This is a genomic window from Pseudoalteromonas sp. BSi20652 (assembly GCF_000239855.1).
GTDB lineage: Bacteria > Pseudomonadota > Gammaproteobacteria > Enterobacterales > Alteromonadaceae > Pseudoalteromonas.
Genome location: NZ_BADT01000156.1, coordinates 1 through 23167 on the forward strand (window position 1 = coordinate 1; position 23167 = coordinate 23167).

A 23167-nucleotide genomic window follows, 5' to 3' on the forward strand; every position below is an offset into this window, starting at 1 on the left:
CCACCGTCCGCTTATGGCACTGAGCTGTCATTGATATTAACTATCAACTCAGCTCTTTTATCGCTCTACTTATCCCATCTAAGCTCAGCGCATACATGCGATTGTTCATTAGCTCTTTTATAAAGCCAATTGATTGATAGTACGGCCAGTGTTCAACGGGTTGTGGGTTGAGCCAAGCGACTTTATCAAAGTGGTTGGTGACACGTGATAACCAGGCACTGCCAGGCTCTTCATTGTAGTGTTCTACCGAGCCGCCCGCATAAGCTATTTCGTAAGGTCCCATAGTGGCGTCACCCACAAATATTACTTTATAATCGCTGGTAAATTTATTAATCAGCGTCATGGTGTCAATCACGTTTGAATGGCGGCGCGCGTTGTCTTGCCAAACGTGCTCGTATAAACAGTTATGAAAGTAGTAAAACTCTAGGTGTTTAAATTCGCTGTGGGCGGCGCTAAATAGCTCTTCGCAAGTATGAATGTAGTCATCCATTGAGCCGCCAATATCAAACAACATGAGTACCTTTACGGCGTTGTGGCGCTCGGGTGCCATTTTTACATCAAGCATGCCGCCTTGCTTTGCGGTAGCGCGAATAGTCTCGTTTAAATCTAGTGTGTCGCTTGCGCCAGTGCGGGCAAACTTACGTAACTTTTTAAGGGCGAGTTTAATTGTGCGCGAGCCAATTTCTCTGTCGGTGTCGAGGTTTTTGTATTCTCGTTTATCCCACACTTTTACCGCTTGGCGGTTACGGTTGCCGTCTTGCCCTATACGCACGCCTTCTGGGTTATAGCCGTACGCACCAAAAGGTGATGTACCGCCAGTGCCCACCCATTTATTGCCGCCTGCGTGTCGTTTTTGTTGTTCTTCTAAACGCTCTTTTAGGGTTTTCATAAGCTCGTCGAGTCCGCCCATGGCTTTTAGTTGGGCTTTTTCTTCATCACTTAGGTTTTTTTCGAATTCTTTACGTAGCCAATCTTCAGGTAAGTTGTGCTGTTGCTTTAAACTCTCGAGCAAATCAAGGTCAGCAATACCGCTAAAGTAGTCGCTAAAGGCTTTGTCGAAGCGATCAAAGTGCGTTTCGTCTTTTACCATTATGGTGCGTGCTAAATGGTAAAAAGCGTCTATGTCGGCAAATATAACGCCTTTTTTTAAGGCGTTAATTAAGTCGAGTAACTCGCGCAGGCTTACAGGTAGGCGGTATTCACGGAGTTTGAAGAAAAATGCAATCAACATATAAGGGCCTGTTTATCTTTCGAGGTTAAATTTGCAGCAGTGTGTTTGGTATTTAGGCAAGGCAGAGCCTATGTAGTGTGGTTATTCCCCATAAATAGGCGATAACACAGCATAAATACCAAACACGCGCTGCCTGAAGGTTCGTCCTAGGGACGATTAACTCTTTGTTGCTCGGCTTTTACTTAGCCCACTAGGTTACAAACCTCGCGCCACGATTAAATCGTCCCTAGTTAGAACAAATTTAATCCTGAAAGGTCAACAGGCCCTAGCGACGGCTCATAAAGGCAAGCTTTTCGATTAGGCTGATGTCTTGCTCATTTTTAAGTAATGCGCCAAACATGGGCATTAAACCGCCTTTTTTAGCTTTATCGTGCAGTGTTTTAGCGTCTATGTCTTCAGCCATTAAAAGCTTTAGCCAGTCGAGTAATTCGCTCGTGGATGGCTTCTTTTTAAGGCCGTTGGCTTCGCGCAAGTTAAAAAACACCTCAAGTGCTTGGCGTACTAAATCCTGTTTAACGTGAGGGTAGTGCACGTCAATAATTTGCTGCATTTCGTCGCTGCTAGGAAAATCAATATAATGAAAAAAGCAGCGGCGTAAAAAGGCGTCCGGCAATTCTTTTTCGTTATTTGATGTGATGATCACTATAGGACGCTCTTTTGCGACAATGCGTTCGTTAGTCTCATAAACATGAAACTCCATTTTATCAAGCTCAAGTAGTAAGTCGTTTGGGAACTCGATGTCGGCTTTATCTATTTCATCAATTAAAAGCACTGGGCGCTTACCGTTAAGCTCTGCATGCGTAAATGCTTGCCACAGCTTACCTTTAACGATGTAGTTGCCAATATTGTGTACGCGCTCGTCACCTAGTTGGCTGTCGCGCAGGCGCGACACTGCATCGTATTCGTATAAACCTTGCTGCGCTTTAGTGGTCGATTTTATATGCCACTGAATAAGCGTGGTATCTAAGCTTTTAGCCAACTCCTCAGCCAGCATAGTTTTACCTGTGCCGGGTTCGCCTTTAATTAAGAGCGGTTTTTCGAGCATAATGGCAGCATTTACAGCTTGTTTAAGCGCGCTACTCGCTATGTAATTGTCAGTTGAATTAAATTGCATGGGTTAGCCTCTATCTGGTCAGAGCAGTGTTCAATGTATTCATGATGCCATAGTTACTCTATTTCACCAATATAGGCAAAGCGCGGTATGGTGTTGCCGTCTTTTTCTATTGTTTCGTTAAACAGACTTAATGGGCGCGCCCAAATTCCAAATTCGCCATAAAGTGCTTGATAAATCACGAGCTGTTCCTCGGTTTCGCTATGGGTAGCAACATGAATAACTTTGTATTGCGGCCCTTTGTAGTGTTGGTATATGCCTGGTTTGAGGGAAAGTGGTTTTATTGCTGTAGTCATGTTTTGATCTCTTGTATAATTTGGCTTTGCACTTTTAATGTTAACTAATTTGCCAATACTATGAACTATATTTCTTTAGATGATTACAAAAAGGCGTGGGTTTTTCGCCACAAAGATTTACCTGTATCTGATGAAGACGCAGCAAAAATAAAGCCTATGAGCGACGAGCGCGCAGCGGTACTTTGGACAACCATGGTAAGCCGTGAGTTTGATCATCCCGACTTTTTTGAAGACACCGACTGGTGTGGTCAAGAAAAAAGTTTTAGCCAAGAAGTAGATTGGCAAGATGCCTGGGAAAATGGCGATGAACAACCACCAGAAGCAATCTTAACTTTTTTAGATTGGGAAGCTAACACGACGGTTTATTTTTGTATGGCACGCGATAATATTATCGAAACGACGTTTGATGTATTTAAACGCAATTGGCAAAACTTTATGTTTTTAGCTGATGGCAGTTTATTGATTGGTAAAAAGCGTAATACGGTTGTGCAATTTTTAGAATCAGGTAAAGCAAAATTAGGTGAAAAGCCAAACGCTTAAATTAGTACGTTGCGCTTAAAAAATATTCAATACTGTGTTATAAAACATTTATCTGAATATTTTTGAGTACAGCTATTGGTCGCTAAAAATCAGTCACTTGGTGCTCAGCAGCAAGTTGAAATTTGGCAAACTGATGCACAAAAAGTGTTGTATGCACAATTGTGCAATGCGTTTTATCAGCGTGAGGTTCAGCGATTAGTTGCAGAGCCTAATGCAGATAAACTGCGCCGCCAGTTAAAAAGCCTACCTTATTATATTGAGCGAGCAGCAACGTTAGTTGCTAATGGTGACACGCCTTTTACGTTAGACTCGCAAAATGGTACGTGGCTTGAAAAGCAAAAACCGACCCCACCCGATGTGAATGTTCACGCTAATGAACTTTTTTATCAAACGTATGCCAAAGTGGGGCTTATAGTACCCGTTATATTGCATGGCTACGATCAGGTGCGCCTTAGAATAGACAGTATCGATCAGTTAGGCGAAAATAAGCTGCATTGTAACGAGCTTGGTTGGTTTGATTTTTTAGGTAATGGGCTAGAGCAGCAAAACGCTCAGTTAATAAAGCCAAGTAAAGTGAGTTTAACCGCTGCATGTTGTGGGCATCAATGGCAATTTTCGAAGCGTTGCATGCCACGGATTTTATCACTACGCGAAATGCTTTTAGCGGGTAGTATTAATTGGCGCAATTTAAAGCGTCCCTTAGCGTATTAAAGCTAGGGTATTTGGAATTTAAAATAAGGAGTGTTAAATGCGTATTTTTCAAGTTGGCTTACTGTGCTTAGCACTGTTTGTACAATACAGGTTATGGTTTGGTCATAATGGTTTACAAGATTACACACGGCTAAAAGGTGCTGTAACATCGCATCATCAAACCAACGAAAAGCTCATTAAACGTAATAAAGTACTTAAAGCAGATATTGAAGACTTAAAGCTTGGCCAAGAAGGCATTGAAGAGCGTGCACGCAACGAATTGGGAATGATTAAACCGGACGAAACATTTATTCGTGTTTTACCGGGCAAACAATATGACAAATAAACAGACTATTGCAGCAATTGTACCTGCTGCGGGTGTTGGCAGTAGAATGCAGCACAATGCGCCTAAGCAATATATACAATTAGCCGGTAAAACCATTTTAGAACACACCTTAGCTAAACTTTCTCAATTACCTCAATTACGCACTATTGTTGTTGCCCTTAGCGACAGCGACCCCTATTTTGACGAACTCCCAATACTTGATAAGCGCATTGTTCGCGCAAGTGGCGGAAAAGAGCGAGCCGACTCGGTGCTCAATAGCTTACTTTTTTTAGCGCCCAGCCCACCAACATGGGTGTTGGTGCACGATGCTGCCCGTCCGTTAGTTAATATTACAGATATAGAACGTTTAATTAATGAATGCATAAGCGCTGATGAAGGTGGTATTTTAGCGAGTAAAGTAAAAGACACCATAAAACGCGGCCACACTCATGCCCTACAAACGGTGCCACGAGACGATTTATGGCAAGCACTTACCCCGCAGTTTTTTAAATATGACGAGCTTAAAAATGCACTTCAAAACGCAACAGCAAGCGGGGCTACTATTACCGATGAAGCCAGTGCAATTGAGTGGGCGGGCAAACCGGTAAAGCTTGTAGCAGGTCGCAGCGATAATATTAAAATAACCACGCCAGAGGATTTAGACCTGGCTGGGTTTTTACTACACAAACAACAAAACGAGAGTGCATTATGATACGAATTGGCCATGGTTTTGACGTACATAAATTTGGCGGCGAAGGCCCGTTGACTATTTGTGGTGAAAAAGTTGATTACCCACAGGGCTTTTTAGCGCACTCAGATGGTGATGTTGCTATTCATGCATTATGCGATGCTATTTTAGGCTCACTTGCAATGGGTGATATTGGTAAGCACTTTCCAGATACGGCAAGCGAGTATGAAAATATCGACAGCCGTATTTTACTTCGCCATGTGGTGGGCTTAGCTAAAGAGCAAGGTTATGTACTTGGTAATGGCGATGTGACTATTGTTGCTCAGGCACCAAAAATGCTGCCACATATTCAAGCTATGCGCGCTAATTTAGCCAGCGATTTAAATTGCGATCTTAGCCAAATTAACGTTAAAGCCACTACTACCGAAAAGCTAGGCTTTGAAGGGCGCAGGGAAGGTATTTCGAGCCATGCGGTAGTTATTATGAGTAAAGAGTTTGCGAGTACAAAAAACGCATGAGCGATTTAAATTATTTATACGGTGCGCCGCTTTCTAAAGCTGACTTTAAAACCACTGCTGAAGACTTTATGGTTGATGAAGACTTAGGTATAGAATTTACCGGTAGTGGCGAACACGTGTGTTTGCAGGTGGTTAAAAAAGGCGAAAATACGCAATACGTTGCAAAGCTAATTGCACAGCGTGCGGGTGTTTCACCGCGAGACGTAAGTTACGCCGGCATGAAAGATCGCCACGGAGTGTGCTCACAGTGGTTTAGTGTAAAAGTACCGATTAAAAAGCCTATCGATTTTAGCGATTTAAATAGCGAGAGTATTTTTATTGTGTCGCAACAGCGCCACGACCGTAAATTACGCACGGGCTGCCACAAAGGTAATAGATTTACTATTACGCTTCGTAATGTAACCAAGCCCCTTGATATTTTATGCCGTATTAATGCTGTACGCGCAGGTGTGCCTAATTATTTTGGTGAACAACGCTTTGGACATGGCGGTCATAACTTAGTAATGGCTGAAAAAATGTTTGCTGGGGAGCGCATTCGCGATAAAAAACTACGCGGCATTATTATTTCAGCAGCGCGCTCTCATGTGTTTAATCAAATAGTAAATTTACGTGTTAAAGAGCATGGTTTAGCTAAAACAATGCACCGTGAAGTATTTATGCTCAGCGGCAGTAATGCATTTTTTGAAGATGCAATTAACGATGAAAACATTGAGCGATTAGCCACTGGCGATATTATGATGTCGGCACCTATGGTGGGTAAAAGCGAAAAAGGTTTAACCGAACAAGAAAAAATATGGCTAGAACCTTTCCAAACATGGTGTGATGGTTTAGGTGAGCTAGGCCTTAAAAATGAGCGCAGAATGCTGCGTTTAATTCCGCAAAACTTAACGGTTGAGACCTTAGATGAAACCAGTTTAAAACTGAGTTTTGGTTTGCCAAAAGGGTGTTTTGCAACCGCATTATTACGTGAGCTGGTGGATTACACTGATGCTAGCCCTCGAGAGCGCAAAGAAAAGGATAATGACATAAATGAAGATACTGTTAAGTAACGATGATGGCGTAAATGCTAAAGGTATTGCGGTTTTATATCAGGCGCTTATACAAATCGCAGAGGTAACCCTTGTAGCACCTGATCGCAACTGTAGTGGCGCGAGTAATTCTTTAACACTAATGAACCCGCTACGAGCGACTACACTCGAAAATGGTTTTATGTCGGTTAATGGCACACCTACTGATTGCGTGCATTTAGGTGTAAATCAGTTAACTGATGAAAAACCAGACCTTGTTGTTGCTGGTATTAACCATGGTGCCAATTTAGGCGACGATACGCTTTATTCTGGCACCGTTGCCGCTGCGACTGAAGGACGCCATTTAGGCTTACCTGCAATTGCAGTATCGCTTTGCTCACATAACGGCGAGCATTTTGAAACAGCCGCTGCTGTTACCGTAAATATTATTAAAGGTTTGGCGTCGCATCCGCTTCCAAAAGATCAAATAATAAATATAAATGTGCCTGATATTCCATTAAGTGAATTAAAAGGGGTGCAAGTAACACGTTTAGGTGCTCGTCATAAAGCCGAAACTATGACTAAACAAACCGATCCCTGGGGCCGTGATATTTATTGGTACGGATCGCTTGGCACCGAAAGCGATGCTGGTGAAGGCACTGACTTTTACGCAATCAATAATGGCTATGCCTCAGTTACGCCATTAAGTGTTGATATGACAGCTAAAGATAGCCTAAAAGCAGTAGGAGAGTGGTTAGCCGATTTGGAGATTAATCGTGCTCGCTAATTATACCCGCAGTGCTAAAGCGCTATCTGACTTACTAAAGCGTGAAGGTGTTGAAGATACGCAAGTACTTAGTGCTATAGCTGATATTCCGCGCCATATTTTTATAGATGATGTGCTAAAACATAAAGCTTATGAAAATACAGCGCTACCTATTGGGCAAGGGCAAACAATTTCTCAGCCTTATATAGTAGCGCGCATGACAGAGCTACTTCGCTTAGCTGGTGTGTGCAATAAAGTACTGGAAATTGGTACTGGCTCTGGATATCAAACTGCAATATTAGCCAAAACGTTTACAAAGGTTTATTCGGTAGAGCGTATTAAAACACTTCAGTGGCAGGCAAAAAGACGTTTGCAGCAACTCGATTTATATAATGTAACCATGAAGCATGGTGATGGTTGGCAAGGCTGGCAATCACAAGCGCCGTTTGATGGTATTATAGTGACTGCTGCGGCCTCTAAAGTTCCGCAAGATTTACTTGCTCAGTTAGCCGATGGAGGCGTGTTATTAGCGCCCATTGGTGAGAGTAATCAAAAATTAGTAATGGTTATCCGCGAAGGCGATAATTATAAAGAGCATATTATTGCTCCCGTTAGATTTGTGCCGTTAATACCTGGCGATATTGAATAGGAATTCATTTTGAAGTTGTTTACTAAGTTATACGATATGGCCCTAGTGTGGGCAAAGCACCGTCATGCAGAGCGTTATTTAGCGGCAATGAGTTTTGCCGAATCCGTTTTTTTTCCAATACCACCTGATGTAATGCTTGCGCCAATGTCGCTTGCCCAACCCAAAAAAGCATGGCGTTTTGCAAGCTTTGCCACAGTTGCTTCTGTTGTTGGTGGAGTAGTTGGTTACTTACTCGGCTTTTGGTTATTTGAACCCGTTGTTGAACCACTTATTGCACAAATGCACTGGCAAGAAAAGTTTGATATCGCATTAAATTGGTTTAAAAATTACGGTGTTTGGGTTGTGTTTTTAGCTGGTTTTTCGCCTATACCATATAAAGTATTTACCATTGGCGCAGGTGTTTTACAAATGGCATTTTTGCCATTTTTACTCGCATCGGCGATTGGGCGTGGTGCGCGATTCTTTTTAGTTTCAGCTTTAATGAAGTGGGGTGGAGTAAATATGGAGAAAAAATTACGTCAATATATTGAAATACTTGGTTGGGGATTAGTGGTGTTAATTGCGGTTGCATATATTTTATTACGCTAAGCATTAAAACTATTAATTTTTTAATTTAGGAGCAAAATACAATGAATAAGCAGTTTTTACTGTATGTAACTATATTTATTAGTGTTTTGCTTTTTGGTTGCACCTCTCGACACATTCCAGCCCCTGTTAGCAGTTTAAATAATAATGTTAATGATTTGAGTAATACTATTAACATAAATGGTGATGACTACAAGGTTCAAAAGGGTGACACGCTCTACTCTATAGCCTTTAGTGCCGGGCAGGATTTTAGATCACTTGCAAAAAACAATTTAATTCCATCGCCTTATATTATTTTCCCCGGGCAAAGTATCTCTTTGCTACCTCCGCCTAAAAAAATAAAAAGTGATGAAAAATATACGAATTCGAGTAAAAAGTCTAGAAAAAATACACAAAAAAATAACATAATATTAAAAAAAGAGCTTGATCCCCCAAAACAACGAGAGTATGTTCAGAAACAAGCCAGTAACAAAGTTAGTAAAAATGAGCAATTGTCGAGCAGCAAAGTGCAGTGGTTTTGGCCAGCAAAGGGTAAAATTACCAAACGCTTTTCTAATAAGGAAAACGGGTACAAGGGCTTGCAAATTACTAATAAAAAAGGGGCTACAGTCTTAGCCGCTGCACAAGGAACGGTGGTGTATGCGGGTAATGCGCTTAGAGGTTATGGTAGTTTAATCATATTGAAACATAATGATGATTATCTAAGTGCTTATGCACATAACTCGAAATTACTTGTTAAAGAAAAGCAGAAAGTTAAGGCAGGGCAAAAAATAGCAGAAATTGGTAATTCAGAATCTCCGGTCACCGCGCTTCGCTTTGAAATTCGTTACCGTGGGCAAGCTGTCAATCCTGCTAGATACCTCCCTTAACTTTTAGGTATTGATAATTGCTCGGGAGAAGTCTTATGGCTAGCGCAGCAAAACTTGACAAAAATATATCAAATGACGAACAATTTGATGACATCGCCGTTGAAGAAAGCACACCATTATTAGAAAAAGTAGATGACGACGAAATATTTGCAAAAGAAGAAGTTACTAAAAATCTTGATGCTACCCAACTTTATTTAGGTGAAATTGGTTTTTCTCCTCTGCTTAGCGCAGAAGAAGAAGTGTTTTTTGCCAGAAAATCCCTCAGAGGTTGTGAAGCCTCACGTAAACGTATGATCGAAAGTAACCTACGTTTAGTTGTTAAAATTGCCCGCCGTTACAATAATCGTGGTCTGGCCCTTCTCGATTTAATTGAAGAAGGTAACCTAGGTTTAATACGCGCAGTTGAGAAATTTGACCCTGAGCGTGGCTTCAGATTTTCTACTTACGCTACATGGTGGATACGTCAAACAATTGAACGTGCCATTATGAATCAAACTCGCACCATTCGCTTACCAATACATGTTGTAAAAGAGCTTAATGTTTATCTACGTACAGCCCGTGAATTAACTCAAAAACTTGACCATGAGCCAACAGCTGAAGAAATAGCTGCTTGCCTAGACAGACCTGTTGAAGACGTAACTAAAATGTTGCGCCTTAATGAAAAAATAGCATCTGTTGATATGCCTATTGGCGGTGAGAACGACAGTGTTTTACTTGATATAATCCCTGACGAAAAAAGCTTTGGCCCTGAGGGCGAAGTACAAAATAATGATATTAATAAGCACATTGTAGATTGGCTAGGTGAGTTAAATCCTAAGCAACGTGAAGTATTAGCACGTCGATTTGGGCTACTTGGTTATGAGCCGTCTACTCTTGAAGATGTAGGTCGCGAAATTGGTTTAACTCGAGAGCGTGTAAGACAAATTCAGGTAGAAGCATTACGTCGTTTAAAAGACATTTTGCAACAAGAAGGTTTAAGTACAGATAGCTTGTTTAATCAGTTTTCATAACTGTGAGAATTACTTAAAAAAACTATGTGTGTTAAAAAAGACCGAAGAATTTATTCTTCGGCTTTTTTTATGCTTGTAAATTAGATGATATAAATTACAACAATGCTTTTAGTTTATATAACAAATCGTGCGCTTGGCGTGGCGATAAATTATCAGGGTCGATAGCGCTTAACTGCTCTTCCACTTCTGAAGGTGTACTTTGTGCAATTTCGTTATTAAAAGTAAAGGCTTGTTGCTCTGTATTTGGGGCAGTGACGCTTTGGTGATTTTCAAGTAACTTAAGCTTTTGCTTTGCTTGTGCGATAACAGCTTTTGGCACACCTGCAAGAGCAGCTACTTGTAAGCCAAAGCTCTTGCTTGCTGCGCCATCAAGTACTGTATGCATAAAGGCGATTGTATCGTTATGCTCTATTGCATCGAGGTGCACATTTACTAGGCCTGTTGTTTGTTCAGCAAGTTCTGTTAACTCAAAGTAGTGTGTTGCAAATAATGTTTTAGCTGATATTTTTGACGCTAAATGATCGGCTGTTGCATACGCAAGGGAAAGCCCGTCGTAGGTACTTGTACCGCGACCAATCTCATCCATTAATACTAAAGACTGCGCAGTCGCATTATTTAAAATAGTGGCTGTCTCGGTCATTTCTACCATAAAGGTTGAGCGACCTGATGCTAAATCGTCGCTTGCACCAATACGTGTAAATATACGATCGATATTGCCAATTTTAGCGCTGTCTGCGGGTACATAACTGCCAATGTGAGCCATCAGAACTATAAGTGCTGTTTGGCGCATATAAGTTGATTTACCACCCATATTCGGACCGGTAATGATCAACATTTTACGTTGGCTATTTAACTCAACAGGATTGGCAATAAAGGGGTCTTTCATTACTTGTTCAACAACAGGATGACGACCTTGCTTAATGCTAATGTTGTCGTTATCGCACAGTTCTGGTTTTGCATAATTAAGTGCAAATGCACGTTCGGCCAAGTTATTTAATACGTCTAAATCAGCCAATGCTGCTGCCATTATCTGTAGCTGCTCGATGTTTGGTGCAATAAACTCAAACAGTTCTTCGTATAGTTGCTTTTCAAGTGCGAGAGCTTTTGATTGGCTGCCGAGTACTTTATCTTCATGCTCTTTGAGCTCAGGAATTATATAGCGCTCGTTATTTTTAAGCGTTTGACGACGAATATAGTCGGCTGGCACTAAATGAGCATTAGCGCGGCTTACTTCAATAAAAAAGCCATGTACGCGGTTATAACCAATTTTAAGTGTACTAATGCCTGTGCGTTCGCGCTCACGTAACTCTAATTGGTCAAGTACATCAGTAGCACCTTTGCTTAAGTTACGCCACTCATCAAGTTCGCTGTTGTAACCAGGGGCAATCACGCCACCATCACGAATAAGCACCGGTGGGTTATCAATAACCGCACGCTCTAATAATGTTTGTAACTCAGGAAGTTCAGGCGAGTGCTTAATTATACTAGCTATACGAGAATCGTTAGCGTCATTTAATAAAGTGTGTAGCGGTGCGAGTGCTTGCAGTGCACTACGCAGACGAGTTAAATCACGGGGGCGAGCTGTGCATAAAGCAAGGCGTGCAATAACACGCTCTACATCACCAATCTCTTTTAGTGAATCGTGGAGCTCACTACAAAGCTGTGCATCTAAAATAGCGCTAATTGCATTTAAGCGTGAATTTAGCTCGTCTTTATTACGAATTGGTGTATGAATGCGGCGCTTAAGTAAGCGAGAACCCATTGGCGTTGCTGTTTTATCAAGTACTTGAGCAAGTGTATTTTCAAACCCGCCCGATAGATTAACAGTTAATTCTAAATTTTTACGGGTAGCGGCATCTAAAATAACAGCGTGTTCGTTGTGCTCAAGCGTAATTGCACGAATATGTGGCAGTGCAATACGTTGTGTATCTTTTACGTATTGCATTAAACAACCTGCAGCAACAAGCGCGCTATGGGCTTTATCAACACCAAAGCCAACTAAATCTTTAGTACCAAATTGATCGCATAATAAGTGCTCGGCCGTATCTAAGTCGAACTCCCACTCTGGGCGACGGCGAGCGCCTTTTATATGTTCAATTAAATGAAAGTTTTCAAAGCTTTCGCTATATAAAAGCTCGGCTGGTGATAGGCGCTGAATAGTTGAGCTAAAGGCTTCGTCGGTGTTAACTTCTACAACGTTAAAACGACCAGAGTTAATGTCTAAATAAGCAATCCCGTATAAGCCTTTCTTACTTTGCCAGACGCTAGTGAGTAGATTGTCTTGGCGTTCTTGTAAAAGCGCTTCGTCAGAAATTGTACCCGGTGTAACTATACGCACTACTTTACGATCAACGGGTCCTTTACTGGTAGCTGGGTCACCCACTTGCTCACAAATGGCAACCGATTCACCCATTTGGACTAAGCGTGCTAAGTAGTTTTCTACTGCATGATAAGGCACGCCCGCCATAGGGATAGGATCGCCACCGGCTTTGCCGCGATGAGTTTGCGAAATATCGAGTAATTGAGCGGCACGTTTAGCGTCATCAAAAAAGAGTTCGTAAAAATCGCCCATACGATAAAACAATAAAATATCGCGATGCTCTGATTTTATTTTTAGATACTGCTGCATCATAGGGGTTTGTTGTTTTATAGTGTGTGGTGCATAAAGATCAAACGACATGTATTTACCCAAAGGCTGAATATGGAATTACATCAAGAGATTAAAACACTTGCTGCGCAATTAGGCGCTATTTTAACGGATAAATGCTTATGGATCACTAGTGCTGAATCATGTACTGGTGGCGGAGTGAGTTATGCCCTTACAGATACCCCTGGAAGCTCGGCTTATATAGACCGTGCATTTGTAACTTACAGCAACCAAGCAAAGCAAGATTTGCTAAATGTAAGTAAAAGCACATTAGCAAAGTACGGTGCTGTGAGCGAACAAACAGTGCGTGAAATGGCATTAGGTGCTATTAAAGCAACAAACGCAAATATATCTATAGCTGTATCTGGCATTGCGGGCCCTGGAGGTGCAACTGATAGCAAACCTGTGGGACTTGTGTACTTTGGCATACAAATTAATGACAAAACACTGACCTTTAAACAAGTATTCGTTGGAGATAGGGCTCAAGTTAGACTGCAAGCTATTGTATTTGCATTAAAAAGTGTAATAGATGAGATAAAATAAAAAAATTAGCTTGATACTGTAATTTCATACAGTATACTTGATTCCATTAGCTGGATTTGGAGAATAAAATGAACGATAACAAACAAAAAGCGTTGGACGCTGCACTATCACAAATTGAACGTCAATTTGGTAAAGGCTCAATTATGAAATTGGGTGATAACAAAGCGTTAAACATTGAATCTGTATCTACAGGCTCACTAGGTATTGATATTGCCTTAGGCATAGGTGGTTTACCTATGGGGCGTATTGTTGAAGTATACGGTCCTGAATCATCTGGTAAAACAACGCTTACTTTACAAGTTATCGCTGAAGCGCAAAAAGAAGGCAAAACATGTGCCTTTATTGATGCTGAGCATGCTCTAGATCCAGTTTATGCACAAAAGCTTGGTGTTAACATTGATGAGCTTTTTGTATCGCAACCAGACACTGGTGAGCAAGCATTAGAAATTTGTGACATGCTAGTGCGTTCAAGCGCGGTAGACGTTGTTATTATTGACTCGGTTGCTGCACTTACACCAAAAGCTGAAATTGAAGGCGACATGGGCGACTCGCACATGGGCTTACAAGCACGTTTAATGTCACAAGCATTACGTAAGCTTACTGGTAACATTAAACGCTCTAATACGTTGTGTATTTTCATTAACCAAATCCGTATGAAAATTGGTGTTATGTTTGGTAACCCAGAAACAACAACGGGTGGTAATGCACTTAAGTTTTACGCATCTGTCCGTATTGATATTCGTCGTATTGGTTCTGTTAAAGAAGGCGATGAAGTTGTTGGTAACGAAACACGCGTTAAAATTGTTAAAAACAAAGTTGCGCCACCGTTTAAACAAGCTGAATTTATCATCATGTATGGTGAAGGTATTTCTAAGCAAGGTGAGCTAATTGATTTAGGCGTTAAGCATAAAATTGTTGAAAAAGCAGGCGCTTGGTATAGCTACTGTGGCAACAAGGTTGGCCAAGGTAAATCTAACTCAATTAAGTTTTTGAAAGAAAACCCAGAAATTGCTGATGAAATTGAAGGTAAGTTACGCGAAATGCTTTTACTTAAAGCAACTATTGAGCCAGAAGATGGTGAAGATAAGTTAGGCGATGATCCAGACCTTTAAGTTGCATTAAAAAAATCTTTAAGCTTGATTTGACCCGAGCTTTAAAAAGCGCTAACCAGTAATGGTTAGCGCTTTTTTGTTAGGTAGATTTAACATGTAAGTACATAACGGTTATGCAGTTTTATTGTCAGGTACATAAGCCTGCAGAATATAAGTTGGTTATTTAAACCATGGTCAAAATTGCTGAAGGACTTCCAGCACCAGTTATTAAACTATTAGCACCGCGAACTGTTTGTATTAGGTGTAAATTTATGTCTCTAGGGTCTGAATTGAAGTTGAGCTTTTTGCAATACGTAAGTCATCAACTAAAAAGTGGGTAATTTCAAAGCCACGAGTTTTATTTAAATAAATATGCCTAACGTATTAAACTATATTTAGATCTATTTTCTTTAGCCGGAATATTAATGGCAACAAGGCAACTATGGTCGTAAATAGCTGGCCTCTTAGAAGTAGATCAAACGAGGTTAGTATTAAAAATAGTTACTTGAAATAGATGTATTATTTTGAGTGAAGGTTATTTAACGAAGAGTCAAATTAAAACAGAGCTATAAAAAAAAGCGACCGAGGTCGCTTAAGGAAGTAATTATATTTTTAGCTAATTAAAAAGAGTATTTAACTGAGAACTGTAAACGATCTAAATCGCCATCAACACCGCTTTCAGTTTCACGTTCGGCATGCTTTAGCTCAGCGCCAAATGTTAAACGTTTAACCGGAGAGTATAAAATGTTGGCACTGTAACTTTGGCTTGATTCTGTTGGATCGCCAGAGACAGAAAGTAAATCGGTGTTGTTATCAGCACTGAAAAATGAGTATAAGAACGTTGAGCGCCATTGGCTGTTCCACTTATGTTGGTATGCTACAAAACCAGATGTCGAATCAATCGCATCGAGCTCATCACCATTAAGAACAGCACCATGGGCAACGTTTAAGCCTACATATCGACCTAAGCCCTTACCTTGAGTGAGCATAAATTTAACATTGTCTTCGCCTAGTTTCACCATACCTGATGCACTAATACCAAAAGAAGTTTCATCTGCGTCTACTGCACCTACTTTGTAGGTTAGTTGGCGAGCAAGTGCTGCAACAACAATGTTACCCCAATCAGCTTTATGTGTGTAACGTGCTGTAAAATCAGGTAGTGATGCATCATCGGTCGCAACACGTGTTCCGCCAGCAGTCGTTATTGTGCTTTCTGGGTTTTCTAGGGAAAAAGACCATGCGCCTGTAGTATATTTAATTTGAGATTGGCGAATAAATACAGTGCCTTCAGCTGGACCTACAAAATCAAGTGTTTCAGCAAGGGCACCTACATTTTGAAAATTTGACCATGTTTGACCAAATAACCAGCCATCGTATGTTACATAGGCATGGCGAATACGCGGTGCATATGAATTTGAAACACGTTCGTTACCGCCTGCAGCAGAAGCTAAAAAATCAATTTCAATTTTAGTGTTAACGGTTTTGCCGTTATCCATCACCGTGGCTGTACCAAAGTTAAAGCGAGATTCACGTGCATGCATGTCAAATACAGCATCAGAGCTGTCGTCGCTGCCAACAGTTAGTGTGCTTGGCACATAAAAATCACGACCTACGTTTGAGCCGGCAGGTGCACCCGCTGAAAAGTCGCTCCACATAGAGTCGAGCTTAATGTATCCACCGTAAGTAAATTCTGTATCGCCAATTTTTGCAGCAGTTGCTGCATAAGCAGTGCTTGATAGTGCGCATAGAACAGCGCTTGCTGCCAATGTTTTTAATGGGGTAAATTTCATTTTGGTGTCCTTTGTAGGCTACTTGTTATTTATTACTTTTTTCAAATATTTGTATTACTTGCTACGAGTATTATTTACAAATAAATAAAAGCTTATTGATTCTCTGTTATTTGATACACATTTTATTGATTAGTTAAATAAAGCATTTAATTTCATTAATACAAATAATTTAATTATGCTGTATGAATACTGTTAAATATGTACGATATTTACTCAATACTCTATTGGTCTATAAGACTAAGGTTTTAGAGCTGATTAGTTTGTATTTACTTACATTTAACGCATTGTATTATTTATGTAAAACAATTGAACATAGAAGGATTATAAACTACAAAATAGTGATTTGGAGAGGTGTACAACTAAGGTCTAATACTTAATAAAGCACTGCTGGGTAATCCTTGATAAGAGCTTAGGCAAGTAATTTAAATGGAGACGAAGATGTCAAAAAGTATTTATCCAGTTCCTGCGCATATTAAAGATGCAACACTCGTTGATAAAAATAAATATAATACGATGTACCAACAATCAATAAATGACCCTGAAGGTTTTTGGGGTGAGCATGGTAAACGTCTAGATTGGTCTACCCCCTATTCAATCGTTAAAAACACTTCATTTGATAAAGGCCATATAAATATTAAATGGTACGAGGATGGTTACCTCAATGCTTCGTACAATTGTATCGACCGTCATTTAAAAACCAAAGCAGATAAAATAGCGCTTATTTGGGAAGGTGACGACCCTTCTCAAAGCGAAAATATCACTTATAAACAACTGCATGATGAAGTTGCTAAATTTGCCAATGGTTTAAAAAAATTAGGCGTTCAAAAAGGTGATCGCGTAGCGATTTATATGCCAATGACTCCACAAGCCATTTATGCCATGCAAGCATGCGCACGTATTGGTGCTATTCACTCTGTTGTGTTTGGCGGTTTTTCGCCTTCAGCAATTGCTGATCGTATTAGAGATTCGGGTGCTAAAATTGTTATTACTTCGGATGAAGGGCGCAGAGCGGGTAATTGTGTTCCACTAAAAGCAAATGTTGATGAAGCTGTAGCGCAAGACACAGTAACGTCAATTGAACATGTTATTGTGCATAAATTAACTGGTGGCGAAGTTGATTGGCATGATCATGATATTTGGTGGCATGATCTAGTTGCTGACTTACCAGCACAATGCGAACCAGAGCCAATGAACGCAGAAGATCCACTTTTTATTTTATATACATCAGGCTCAACTGGCCAGCCAAAAGGGGTGGTACATACTACGGGTGGTTATTTAGTTTACGCTTCAATGACTCACGAATACGTATTTGATTTAAAAGATGATGATGTGTATTGGTGTAGTGCTGATGTAGGCTGGATCACAGGTCATAGTTATATTGCATACGGACCACTCGTTAATGGTTGCACGCAAGTTGTATTTGAAGGTGTACCTACATACCCGACTGCAGGACGTATGGGGGAGGTGGTTGATAAGCATGGCGTTACTATTTTATATACTGCGCCTACTGCGATTCGAGCATTAATGGCAAAAGGTGATGAACCTATTGCAACGTCAAATCGCGATAGTTTACGTATTTTAGGTTCAGTAGGTGAGCCTATTAACCCAGAAGCGTGGACCTGGTACTACGAGCGTATTGGTAAATCTAATTGTCCGATTGTTGACACGTGGTGGCAAACAGAAACAGGCGGGATTATGATCACGCCATTACCCGGGGCTACTGATACAAAACCTGGATCGGCGACTCATCCATTTTTTGGGATTGCACCTGCATTGTTTGATGCTGAAGGAAACACACTTGAAGGTGCTATAGACGGCAACTTAGTTATTTTAGATAGTTGGCCATCGCAAGCTCGAACGGTTTACAACGACCACGAACGCTTTGAGCAAACTTATTTTAGCGCATATCCTGGAGTGTACTTTACTGGTGATGGGTGTCGTCGTGATGAAGACGGTTATTACTGGATCACAGGGCGTGTTGATGATGTTCTTAATGTATCGGGCCATCGTTTAGGTACTGCCGAAATTGAAAGTGCCCTTGTATCGCACGAAGCAGTAGCAGAAGCTGCTGTAGTCGGTTATCCGCACGACATTAAAGGCCAAGGTATTTATGTTTACATTACGCCTAACGAAGGTGTAACAGTAAGCGATGAGTTAACTAAAGAGGTGCGCAATTGGGTGCGTAAAGAGCTTAGCCCAATAGCGTCACCAGATATGATCCAATGGTCACCCGGTTTACCAAAAACACGCTCAGGTAAAATTATGCGCCGGATTTTACGTAAGATTGCAGCAAATGAACACCAACAGCTTGGTGATACGTCAACACTTGCTGATCCATCTGTGGTCGATGAACTCATCGAGAATAGATTAAATCGTTAAATATGCGTTAAAAGCTTGATTACAAGTTAATTCTAAACGTAGTATATCGGCTGTTACTTAGTAATAAGTACCAGCCGAATTTTTAGGAGTGAACCATGAGCCAGTTTTTAATAGCAGATGACCATCCGTTATTTCGTGAAGCACTAAAGGGCGCATTGGGCGCAAAATTTGAAGGTTTAGAGGTTTTTGAATCGTCAGACTTTGACAGCACATTGCAAGTGTTAAGCGAACAAGAAGATCTTGATATATTACTGCTAGACCTCCATATGCCAGGAAACGGTGATTTGTATGGTCTTATTCGTATCCGAGAAGAATATCCAAGTTTACCTATTGCCGTTGTTTCGGGAAGTGAAGATGCTAATATTGTCTCTAAAGTGATGGGCTATGGAGCTATGGGTTTTATTCCTAAATCGTCATCGTCTGATGATATAGCCAATGCTATAAATCAAATACTTGAAGGCGATACTTGGTTGCCAGTAGAATTAAAAAACAAAGTAGCCGAAATTGAAAGTGAAGATAGAGAAATCGCAGCGCAAGTTGCTTCACTTACACCTCAGCAGTATCGTGTTTTACAATATTTACACGAAGGCTTACTTAATAAACAAATAGCATATGAACTACACATTTCAGAAGCAACCATAAAAGCACACATTACCGCTATATTTAGAAAGCTTGGCGTGTACAATCGTACTCAAGCCGTTTTAATTGCCGCAAAATTAAAACTAGAACCTATAGAGCAAGCATGATTTACATTTAAAAAGTTATTAGCTTATTTATGAGTAAAAAAATGCCAACAACAATGCTGGCATTTTTTATACATAAAATAATTAAGCAGTTGGTATTATGCTAAGAAAACACTACAGTTTTATTACCATTAATAAATAGCTTATGCTCTGATGCAAGTTGGAGTGCTTTACAAAACACTGTTTTCTCTACGTCTTTACCCATTTTAGCCATCATTTCGGCGGTATTAGCATGTGTAACGCTTGTTACATCCTGTAAAATAATAGGGCCTTCATCAAGCTCATTATTCACAAAGTGAGCGGTAGCACCAATGATTTTTACGCCGCGCTCAAATGCTTGATGATAGGGTTTAGCACCAATAAATGCGGGTAAAAATGAGTGATGAATATTAATTATTTTACCTTCAAAGCGACCTACAAATTCAGGGCTTAAAATACGCATGTATTTGGCAAGACCAATAATATCAGGGTTGTAGCTGGCAATTAAATCACCTACTTTTTGATCGTGCTCGCTACGGGTGAGTCCTTCGTGGGATACAACATGAAATGGCACATCAAACCCTTTGGCCAATGGCTCTAAATCAGCGTAGTTAGCAATAACGGCTAATACTTCAATATTAAGAGTTTGTTCAAATTGCTTTAGTAACATACCACCTAAACAATGGGCTTCTTTAGTTGCAAGTAAAACTACTTTAGTTTTTGCACCGCAATGTAGGGCAAGTTTAGCGCCTTGTGGCAACAATGCGCGTAGTTGATCTAAAAAGTCGCTTTGTGGCTCGCCTGTAAGCTCTGTGCGCATAAAAAATCGCTGTGCGTCTTTATCTACAAACTCGTTGTTACGCGTAATATTTAAATTGTTTTTATGACAAAGCCCTGTGATTTTAGCTATTAAGCCTACGTCGTCGGCACATTGGGTGGTTAGTATATAGCTCATTGTCCTCATTCTTACCCTGTAATTAATCCTTTCATTATTTGTGTTTTGGCACATAAAGCAAGGGCTTTGTGGACTAATCCAATATTAATCATGTTGTTGAGTATAAAAGAGGTAGTAAAGTTAAAATGTATTGAATAGAGGTTAATAAAGGATAAAAAAATGCCACCTAATTTATAAGGTGGCATTAATACTAATTATCCAGAGTTTAGGTTAATTAACCCTTTGGCTCGGGAGATAAGTCTTCTTCTTGTCTTAAATACCCTGCAGCTTCTTCGTCATCTTTAGCTATCGCTTGCTGAGTAGGTATAGCACGCGTTTGCTGGTTTAATTGATGTATTTGTGACGCATTACCTAAATCACGCTCACTGGTGATTGAGGCGATAGATTCACGGTCTTTCAAGAACGCGATAACGTCTTTTTTGATTGCTTGTAATTGTCCTTCGTCTTTATGCATTTCCATAATATGGCGAGGATGTTCAAGGTTTTTCATACCTGTTGCTGCAAACGTAGTAGAAATAACACGAGAAACAATAATCCAAGGCGTTATGCTACTACGCACTAAAGTATTTTCTGAGCGAGTACTATCGTGAATACCAGTACCTGTTGATATTTTAGACTCAGTAAATGTGCCTTCACATTTAAAATACACTAGTAGTGATTCAAACTGCATTTCAGCAAAAAATAGATGAGCTGTATTTGTAAGCAATTGCGCAAATGCTTTAATAAGTATACCTATTATCAATAAGTGAAAGCTTGTCATTAACAGTTCACTAAATTGAATAACATGTTGGTTATTAAAAGCTTGTTTAAAGCTACTAATATTTGCAGCGTCAACGTAATGATAAATGTTAATAAACGAATACGCCAAAAACACAGTAAACGTCAAGGCTATAATATAAAGTAAGTTACCACTCACTAAAGCAAGTAATCTAGCTAGCGTAAAGTTTTTACCTAAGTCTATTGAGTGCAGTTTAGGCTGAATTTCTTGGATCATTTCACCTTTGAAACCGCCTTTACCTTCAATTTGTTCTTGAAGCTTAGGATCTAATTCGCGATAAACTCTGTTAGGTACTTCTTTATAACGACGGTTAGCCATAACTAGGTTGTCTAGGTTTATAAAAATTTCGTCTGGATGAACAGACTCTTGCCAGTTTTCACGTAGTTCTGATACTTCAGCCGAAGGTGTAACTGAATTTAAACGCGCTTTAATCATAATAAAAGCAATCGCGCAGCTCAGAGTAGCTAATATAATAATCGCAATTAAGTACATGCCAGCATGAAGACTAGGTAGTTGCTCAATCCAGCTATCTATTTCTTGTTTGCTAATGTGTTGTTCTTTCATCAGCCATGACATAGAAAGACCAATCGCGATTGGTAGAATAAAAGATAAAGAAATAATTTTAGCGAGTGCACCAGTACCAAGTGCTTCAATATTTTTTTCAGCGTTTCTAGAAATAGGTTTACCCGTAGAGCGCCACGAAAAAAGCACGTAGAACATTAATATGGCACTATAAACAGGAAATGCTAATTCGCCTGCTTCACCGGTAAAACCCGATAAAGATACAAATGCCACAAGGCCATAAGCAATAAGTGCAACAAGGGTACTTACCCATGAGCCAAATAAGCGCTGAGCAACATTACGAATAGGATAAGGTAGGAATAATAACTTAGGGATTAAGCTGTGAAGTAAACGTGATAAAAAACCATTAGGCTCTTTAAACGTACTGTTTTTACGACCAACCAGCATTTCTTCGAGTGATTGCGCGGTGTAGGCTACTTCTTTTTGTTCTTCTTGGGCGGTTGATGCTTGTGATTTACTGTAGTTATAAGCAAGTGAAGTAGGGTGGTTTCTGCCTACAAAATATTTAAGAGTTGCATAAATACCACTTGAAAGTGAGCGAATGCCGAATGCTAAAATAAGCATGCCAAACACCATTAAAATCCATCCAGCAGTTGTATCTTCTTTAACTGAGCCCGCAGCAATAACAAGTAAACTAATACCCGCTATAGACTCAATAAGCCCTCTTACAGCTGTTACTTTACCTTCTAGTTTGAAGGGGTTTTTTAGTCCAAGATCAATCGATCCATAATCAAAAGCCATTGAATGCTCCTTTTATACAGCATGCCCAATTAAGGGGGGGGATATAAGCGTAGTTATAATAACCGTTATGTATATCGTATTTTTGTTTTTGCTCAATTTTTGATTATATATCAATAAAGTCGATCAGTTTAAGGTTATTTTAAAGTGGTACGTTGTATGCGTTGAAATATAGGCTTAAGCGAGTTAACAATATCTCTTTTAAATGCTTGAGGAGGAATGATGGAATTGATTTACGTTGATGATAGTTCGCTCGGAGTTACCCGAAAGCAAAAAAATAAACAGTGGCAGTATTTTGATCCAATAGGGAAAATAATCGAAGAGAATGCAATTATTGAGCGTTTAAATTCACTCACCTTCCCGCCCGCTTATAAAAGTGTATGGTTTTGCTCTGAAGAAAACAGGCATATTTTAGCAACAGGTACGACAGTAAATGACGAAAATAGTACCGGTATCATCCACTATTTACACAACAACAAGATGCTAAAAAATATCAAGTTTGTAGTGTGTTTGAGTATAAGTTGCCGTTACTTAGAGCTCAATTAAAGGAAGCATTACACGCTGATGAGCTCGATTATGAACGCACTTTAGCAGCCATTGTTAGATTAATGGATTTGGGTGCTTTACACGCAGGGAATGAACGTAAAATAAAATAAA

24 protein-coding genes are annotated in these 23167 nt (G+C 40.0%); 17 read left to right on the forward strand and 7 right to left on the reverse strand.

What is annotated here, in order from left to right; genetic code table 11:
* Positions 1 to 43 precede the first annotated feature (43 nt).
* The 3 genes from P20652_RS06210 to P20652_RS18570 form a co-directional block, all read right to left on the reverse strand.
* Entirely contained in the window at positions 44 to 1231 is a 1188-nt protein-coding gene (locus P20652_RS06210; protein WP_008170204.1) for a VWA domain-containing protein, read from the reverse strand.
* A 265-nt stretch (positions 1232 to 1496) separates the two neighbouring features.
* Positions 1497 to 2345, reverse strand: coding sequence for a MoxR family ATPase (locus P20652_RS06205; protein ID WP_008170206.1), 849 nt, complete (start codon positions 2343 to 2345; stop codon positions 1497 to 1499).
* 53 nt (positions 2346 to 2398) lie between these two features.
* A complete protein-coding gene (locus P20652_RS18570; protein ID WP_033017648.1) occupies positions 2399 to 2638 on the reverse strand; it encodes a DUF1653 domain-containing protein in 240 nt (79 codons plus the stop codon).
* Positions 2639 to 2698: 60 nt separating this feature from the next.
* Here P20652_RS18570 and P20652_RS06200 point away from each other — a divergent pair, with 60 nt between their 5' ends.
* From P20652_RS06200 to rpoS, 11 genes are all read left to right on the forward strand, one after another.
* The gene (locus P20652_RS06200; protein WP_008170209.1) at positions 2699 to 3178 is read left to right on the forward strand and encodes a DUF2947 domain-containing protein; all 480 of its coding nucleotides are present in this window, start codon (positions 2699 to 2701) and stop codon (positions 3176 to 3178) included.
* A 75-nt stretch (positions 3179 to 3253) separates the two neighbouring features.
* On the forward strand, positions 3254 to 3889 hold the full coding sequence (locus P20652_RS06195; protein WP_008170211.1) for a hypothetical protein: 636 nt from the start codon (positions 3254 to 3256) through the stop codon (positions 3887 to 3889).
* A gap of 37 nt (positions 3890 to 3926) precedes the next feature.
* The gene (ftsB, locus tag P20652_RS06190) at positions 3927 to 4214 is read left to right on the forward strand and encodes a cell division protein FtsB (protein WP_002958963.1); all 288 of its coding nucleotides are present in this window, start codon (positions 3927 to 3929) and stop codon (positions 4212 to 4214) included.
* Positions 4204 to 4905 (forward strand): 2-C-methyl-D-erythritol 4-phosphate cytidylyltransferase, encoded by a 702-nt coding sequence (gene ispD / locus P20652_RS06185; RefSeq protein WP_008170213.1) that lies wholly within the window; start codon positions 4204 to 4206, stop codon positions 4903 to 4905. The genes ftsB and ispD overlap by 11 nt, the downstream gene beginning before the upstream one ends.
* A complete protein-coding gene (ispF, locus tag P20652_RS06180) occupies positions 4902 to 5399 on the forward strand; it encodes a 2-C-methyl-D-erythritol 2,4-cyclodiphosphate synthase (protein WP_008170215.1) in 498 nt (165 codons plus the stop codon). Before ispD ends, ispF begins: the two co-directional genes overlap by 4 nt.
* Positions 5396 to 6448: a tRNA pseudouridine(13) synthase TruD gene (gene truD / locus P20652_RS06175; RefSeq protein WP_008170217.1), complete on the forward strand. Its 1053-nt coding sequence runs from the start codon at positions 5396 to 5398 to the stop codon at positions 6446 to 6448. The genes ispF and truD overlap by 4 nt, the downstream gene beginning before the upstream one ends.
* On the forward strand, positions 6429 to 7193 hold the full coding sequence (gene surE, locus P20652_RS06170) for a 5'/3'-nucleotidase SurE (RefSeq protein WP_008170219.1): 765 nt from the start codon (positions 6429 to 6431) through the stop codon (positions 7191 to 7193). Before truD ends, surE begins: the two co-directional genes overlap by 20 nt.
* A complete protein-coding gene (locus P20652_RS06165) occupies positions 7183 to 7821 on the forward strand; it encodes a protein-L-isoaspartate(D-aspartate) O-methyltransferase (protein WP_008170221.1) in 639 nt (212 codons plus the stop codon). The genes surE and P20652_RS06165 overlap by 11 nt, the downstream gene beginning before the upstream one ends.
* Positions 7822 to 7830: 9 nt before the next feature.
* Positions 7831 to 8409: a YqaA family protein gene (locus P20652_RS06160; protein ID WP_008170224.1), complete on the forward strand. Its 579-nt coding sequence runs from the start codon at positions 7831 to 7833 to the stop codon at positions 8407 to 8409.
* A 41-nt stretch (positions 8410 to 8450) separates the two neighbouring features.
* Entirely contained in the window at positions 8451 to 9275 is an 825-nt protein-coding gene (locus tag P20652_RS06155) for a peptidoglycan DD-metalloendopeptidase family protein (RefSeq protein WP_008170226.1), read from the forward strand.
* Between the two features lie 35 nt (positions 9276 to 9310).
* Complete coding sequence (gene rpoS, locus P20652_RS06150; protein WP_008170227.1) at positions 9311 to 10285, forward strand: RNA polymerase sigma factor RpoS; 975 nt, start codon at positions 9311 to 9313, stop codon at positions 10283 to 10285.
* 94 nt (positions 10286 to 10379) lie between these two features.
* Here rpoS and mutS read toward each other — a convergent pair whose 3' ends face one another.
* Positions 10380 to 12965: a DNA mismatch repair protein MutS gene (mutS, locus tag P20652_RS06145; RefSeq protein WP_008170230.1), complete on the reverse strand. Its 2586-nt coding sequence runs from the start codon at positions 12963 to 12965 to the stop codon at positions 10380 to 10382.
* Positions 12966 to 12986: 21 nt separating this feature from the next.
* Here mutS and P20652_RS06140 point away from each other — a divergent pair, with 21 nt between their 5' ends.
* The gene (locus tag P20652_RS06140) at positions 12987 to 13475 is read left to right on the forward strand and encodes a CinA family protein (RefSeq protein ID WP_008170232.1); all 489 of its coding nucleotides are present in this window, start codon (positions 12987 to 12989) and stop codon (positions 13473 to 13475) included.
* Positions 13476 to 13543: 68 nt separating this feature from the next.
* Entirely contained in the window at positions 13544 to 14587 is a 1044-nt protein-coding gene (gene recA / locus P20652_RS06135; protein WP_008170234.1) for a recombinase RecA, read from the forward strand.
* Positions 14588 to 15186: 599 nt separating this feature from the next.
* On the opposite strand, the gene P20652_RS06130 is transcribed toward recA, so the two are convergent.
* Positions 15187 to 16356 (reverse strand): DcaP family trimeric outer membrane transporter, encoded by a 1170-nt coding sequence (locus P20652_RS06130; protein ID WP_008170236.1) that lies wholly within the window; start codon positions 16354 to 16356, stop codon positions 15187 to 15189.
* 438 nt (positions 16357 to 16794) lie between these two features.
* On the opposite strand from P20652_RS06130, the gene acs reads away from it, so the two are divergent.
* A complete protein-coding gene (gene acs, locus P20652_RS06125; RefSeq protein ID WP_008170238.1) occupies positions 16795 to 18735 on the forward strand; it encodes an acetate--CoA ligase in 1941 nt (646 codons plus the stop codon).
* A gap of 95 nt (positions 18736 to 18830) precedes the next feature.
* Positions 18831 to 19481, forward strand: coding sequence for a response regulator transcription factor (locus tag P20652_RS06120; RefSeq protein ID WP_008170240.1), 651 nt, complete (start codon positions 18831 to 18833; stop codon positions 19479 to 19481).
* Between the two features lie 100 nt (positions 19482 to 19581).
* Here the strand turns inward: P20652_RS06120 and purU are convergent, their stop codons facing one another.
* Both purU and P20652_RS06110 read right to left on the reverse strand, forming a co-directional pair.
* The gene (gene purU, locus P20652_RS06115; protein ID WP_007584800.1) at positions 19582 to 20412 is read right to left on the reverse strand and encodes a formyltetrahydrofolate deformylase; all 831 of its coding nucleotides are present in this window, start codon (positions 20410 to 20412) and stop codon (positions 19582 to 19584) included.
* Between the two features lie 214 nt (positions 20413 to 20626).
* Positions 20627 to 22513: a hypothetical protein gene (locus P20652_RS06110; protein ID WP_008170245.1), complete on the reverse strand. Its 1887-nt coding sequence runs from the start codon at positions 22511 to 22513 to the stop codon at positions 20627 to 20629.
* A gap of 216 nt (positions 22514 to 22729) precedes the next feature.
* Between P20652_RS06110 and P20652_RS21055 the strand changes: the two genes are divergently transcribed.
* Entirely contained in the window at positions 22730 to 23056 is a 327-nt protein-coding gene (locus tag P20652_RS21055) for a hypothetical protein (protein ID WP_237707133.1), read from the forward strand.
* Positions 23017 to 23166, forward strand: coding sequence for a hypothetical protein (locus tag P20652_RS21060; protein ID WP_008170248.1), 150 nt, complete (start codon positions 23017 to 23019; stop codon positions 23164 to 23166). The genes P20652_RS21055 and P20652_RS21060 overlap by 40 nt, the downstream gene beginning before the upstream one ends.
* The last annotated feature ends 1 nt before the right edge of the window (position 23167 follow it).

Excerpts from the sequence above, each read along its gene's own strand:
- P20652_RS06210 (WP_008170204.1), bottom strand. The coding sequence starts at position 1,231 with ATGTTGATTGCATTTTTCTTCAAACTCCGTGAATACCGCCTACCTGTA.
- P20652_RS06205 (WP_008170206.1), bottom strand. The coding sequence starts at position 2,345 with ATGCAATTTAATTCAACTGACAATTACATAGCGAGTAGCGCGCTTAAA.
- P20652_RS18570 (WP_033017648.1), bottom strand. The coding sequence starts at position 2,638 with ATGACTACAGCAATAAAACCACTTTCCCTCAAACCAGGCATATACCAA.
- P20652_RS06200 (WP_008170209.1), top strand. The coding sequence starts at position 2,699 with ATGAACTATATTTCTTTAGATGATTACAAAAAGGCGTGGGTTTTTCGC.
- ftsB (WP_002958963.1), top strand. The coding sequence starts at position 3,927 with ATGCGTATTTTTCAAGTTGGCTTACTGTGCTTAGCACTGTTTGTACAA.
- ispD (WP_008170213.1), top strand. The coding sequence starts at position 4,204 with ATGACAAATAAACAGACTATTGCAGCAATTGTACCTGCTGCGGGTGTT.
- ispF (WP_008170215.1), top strand. The coding sequence starts at position 4,902 with ATGATACGAATTGGCCATGGTTTTGACGTACATAAATTTGGCGGCGAA.
- truD (WP_008170217.1), top strand. The coding sequence starts at position 5,396 with ATGAGCGATTTAAATTATTTATACGGTGCGCCGCTTTCTAAAGCTGAC.
- surE (WP_008170219.1), top strand. The coding sequence starts at position 6,429 with ATGAAGATACTGTTAAGTAACGATGATGGCGTAAATGCTAAAGGTATT.
- P20652_RS06155 (WP_008170226.1), top strand. The coding sequence starts at position 8,451 with ATGAATAAGCAGTTTTTACTGTATGTAACTATATTTATTAGTGTTTTG.
- rpoS (WP_008170227.1), top strand. The coding sequence starts at position 9,311 with ATGGCTAGCGCAGCAAAACTTGACAAAAATATATCAAATGACGAACAA.
- mutS (WP_008170230.1), bottom strand. The coding sequence starts at position 12,965 with ATGTCGTTTGATCTTTATGCACCACACACTATAAAACAACAAACCCCT.
- P20652_RS06140 (WP_008170232.1), top strand. The coding sequence starts at position 12,987 with ATGGAATTACATCAAGAGATTAAAACACTTGCTGCGCAATTAGGCGCT.
- recA (WP_008170234.1), top strand. The coding sequence starts at position 13,544 with ATGAACGATAACAAACAAAAAGCGTTGGACGCTGCACTATCACAAATT.
- P20652_RS06130 (WP_008170236.1), bottom strand. The coding sequence starts at position 16,356 with ATGAAATTTACCCCATTAAAAACATTGGCAGCAAGCGCTGTTCTATGC.
- acs (WP_008170238.1), top strand. The coding sequence starts at position 16,795 with ATGTCAAAAAGTATTTATCCAGTTCCTGCGCATATTAAAGATGCAACA.
- P20652_RS06120 (WP_008170240.1), top strand. The coding sequence starts at position 18,831 with ATGAGCCAGTTTTTAATAGCAGATGACCATCCGTTATTTCGTGAAGCA.
- purU (WP_007584800.1), bottom strand. The coding sequence starts at position 20,412 with ATGAGCTATATACTAACCACCCAATGTGCCGACGACGTAGGCTTAATA.
- P20652_RS06110 (WP_008170245.1), bottom strand. The coding sequence starts at position 22,513 with ATGGCTTTTGATTATGGATCGATTGATCTTGGACTAAAAAACCCCTTC.
- P20652_RS21055 (WP_237707133.1), top strand. The coding sequence starts at position 22,730 with ATGATGGAATTGATTTACGTTGATGATAGTTCGCTCGGAGTTACCCGA.